This window comes from bacterium, assembly GCA_020440705.1.
Taxonomy (GTDB): Bacteria; Krumholzibacteriota; Krumholzibacteriia; order LZORAL124-64-63; family LZORAL124-64-63; genus JAGRNP01.
On record JAGRNP010000221.1, the window covers coordinates 1 to 2,849 of the forward strand.

Annotated in this window: 3 protein-coding genes; all 3 read right to left on the reverse strand. The window is 70.3% G+C overall.

Going from position 1 to position 2,849, the window contains the following annotated elements:
* The coding region (locus KDM41_17760; protein MCB1185268.1) for an Hpt domain-containing protein at window positions 1–1,027 on the reverse strand (1,027 nt) is incomplete at its 3' end.
* A 165-nt stretch (window positions 1,028–1,192) separates the two neighbouring features.
* Window positions 1,193–2,596 carry a Glu-tRNA(Gln) amidotransferase subunit GatD gene (gene gatD, locus KDM41_17765; protein MCB1185269.1) on the reverse strand — a complete coding sequence of 468 codons (1,404 nt, stop codon included), beginning with the start codon at window positions 2,594–2,596 and terminating at the stop codon, window positions 1,193–1,195.
* The coding region (locus tag KDM41_17770; GenBank protein ID MCB1185270.1) for a hypothetical protein at window positions 2,593–2,849 on the reverse strand (257 nt) is incomplete at its 5' end. The genes gatD and KDM41_17770, both read right to left, overlap by 4 nt.

The following is a 2,849-nucleotide window of genomic DNA, read 5'->3' on the forward strand; positions in this document are numbered from 1 at the left end:
CATGACGCTCTTCCGATCTGGCCGGCGCCTTGGCGGCCGGCATCCTGCCCAGCGGGATGAAGCCCGACTTCTTCGGCGCCGCCGGTGGGGCGTCGGTCGGGGCCGCGTCGCCGCCCTGCAGGGCGTCCAGTCGGGCGAGCAGGTCGGCCAGGCCGTCGATGCGACCGGTGCCGCCGTCGCTCAGGCTCGCCACGGCGCGGCGGTCGGCGTCGACGACTTCGAGGAAGACGGCCAGGGTCTGGTCGGTGGTGGCGATGGTGCCGGCGACGACCTCCTCGAGTACCGTTTCGATGCGATGGGTGAGCTCCTCCAGGTCGCGGAAGCCCATGAAGCCGGCGTTGCCCTTGAAACTGTGCAGGGCGCGCAAGGCCTCGGCGAGGTCGGGCCCGTCGGGGCCGGCCTTCAGGGCGGCGAGCAGGTCCTGCTCCGCGGCGTCGAGCAGCTCCTCGGCCTCCTCGATGAAGCGGGCCTTCATCTCGGGCGTGACCGTGATGGCCGGGAAGTGGAGCGCGTCGGGCGCGTCGGCGGCGGGGTCGGGCCAGTCGACCGCGACCTCGGGTTCGGCGGCGGGCTCCGGCGCGGCGGCCGGCGCCGCGGGTGCGGGCTCGCCGTTCTGCTTGGCGGTGATGGAGACCTGCAGGGCCGCGACCTGGGCCTGGACCTCGTCGCGGTAGGCGTCGTCGCGGCCGGACTCGGCCAGATCCTCCATCACCTTGCGCAGCAGGTCGATGGTCTGCAGCAGCAGGGGGATGTCGGGGCCGGCGAGAGCGGCCTCGCCCTTGCGGAAGATGTCGAGCAGGTTCTCGGCCTTGTGCGTGAGCTCGACGATGTTCGTCAGCTCGAGGAACCCGGCGCTGCCCTTCAGGGAGTGGAAGAGCCGGAAGATGGAATTCACCATCTCGAGATCGACATGGCCGGCGGCGTCCTGGGTGGTTTCGAGGGCGACCAGCTGCGGCTCGACCTCGTCGATCATCTCGAGACCTTCCTCGACGAATGCCGCCGAGATTTCCAGATCGACATCGTTCATGCGGGGCTCCTGCGTGGGTTGAAACCGCGGGGACGGCGTCCGGGACGCGCGTCTTCTCACAGGAGCACTATCGACAGGCTAAAGAGAAGCCTTAGTTTGAAATGAGGTGATCATGGCCGAACGGGTCGATTGCGGACGCGTCTCCCCGGAAGCCGGGCGAGCGGGCTACTTCCAGTGGCTGGAAATGAAGGCGTCGACCTCGGGAATCCCGCCCTGCAGCAGCAGATAGCCGTTGTGGGGCTCCCGGGCCGTGGTTTCGCCGTTCACCGGGGACAGCATGATCCGGGCGACCTCGGCCGGGTCCTGGGTCTGGCCCAGGGCCCAGCCCAGCTTCACGTAGGCCACCTCCGGCAGCATGTTCGCGGCCGGGACCACGCCCTTGCCCATGATCTCGCGGCCCGTCTCGTAGACGTACATCTGCACGTAGCCCCACAGGGTCTGCACGGTCATGTAGACGTGGACGCCGGCGGCGCGGGCCCGGTCCAGGGCGGGGTAGAGGGGCTTGTTCACGTGGCCGAGGCCGGTGCCGGCGATGACGATGCCCCGGTAGCCGTTGTCGACGAGGGAGTCGATGATGTCCGGTTTCATGTTGGGGTAGTAGTAGACCAGGCTGACGCGGTCGTCGAAAACGTCGACCAGGCGCACGCTGCGGTCGTCCCGGCGCCGCTTGTAGTCGTCCCGGAACGGCGTGACCCCTCGCTCGTCGACCTTGCCGAGGGGGATGTCGCTCAGGGTGCGGAAGGTCGAGCGGTACGACGAGTGCATCTTGCGCACGCGCGTGCCGCGGTGCAGCAGGCCGTACTCGTCGCTGGTGGGGCCGAACATGCACACCATGACCTCGGCGATGTCGCTGGTCGCGGCGGTGCGGGTGGCGTTGATCAGGTTGATGGCCGCGTCGCTGCTGGGCCGGTCGCTCGAGCGCTGGCTGCCGACCATGACGATGGGCACCGGCGCGTCCTGCAGCATGAACGACAGGGCGGCCGCGGTGTGGTGCATGGTGTCGGTGCCGTGGCCGACGACGATGCCGGCCACGCCCTTTTCGATCTCGGCGGCGATGGCCCGCGCCGTGCCGAGCCACTGCTCCGGGCCCATGTTCTCGCTGAACACGCCGTAGAGCTTCTCGGTCTCCATGTTGCAGATGTCGGCCAGCTCGGGCACCGAACCGTACAGCTCGCCCGGGCTGAAGGCCGGGATCACGGCGCCGGTGCGGTAGTCGAGCCGGCTGGCGATGGTGCCGCCGGTGCCGAAGAGCTTCACGCGGGGCTTCTGCGGATCGAAGGGGAAGGCCTTCTCCGGGATCTGGTAGTGGGCCTCCTTGCGCCCGTGCACGCTGATGCGCTCGACCGTGTCCCAGCGCACGCCGATGTTGTAGCCGGTGGCGAGCTTCAGCACGATGTGGTCGGCGTCGGCGGTCTCGCTGCGGGGCAGGATCAGGCCGGCGAAGTCGCCGCGGTCGGTGTGCAGGGTGACCTGACTCCACACCGGCGCGTTCTCGCGCGCGAGGAGGTCGCGGGTGGGGGGGCGGTAGCCCTCGAAGGCGCCGTTGTCCGGCTGCAGGGCGTCGGTCATGGCAGCTCCTCCTCGATCCAGGCCCGGGCCCGACGGCCGGAAACACGTCCGCGCAGGGCGGGCATCACGTGGCCCATGGCGAAGTCGATCCGGGCCGTGCCCCGCGGGCCGCCGTCGGCGGGGCCGTCGGGGGGCAGGGTGGCCAGGGCGGCCCGCACCGCGGCGCGGGCCATGTCTTCGGCGAGGGGGGTGGGGACGTCGTCCTCGCTCCACCACAGGCCCTCGAGCAGGGCCTCGCCGGCGGCGACCCGGG

Coding starts and splice junctions, on each gene's coding strand:
- gatD (MCB1185269.1), bottom strand. CDS start 2,596: ATGACCGACGCCCTGCAGCCGGACAACGGCGCCTTCGAGGGCTACCGC.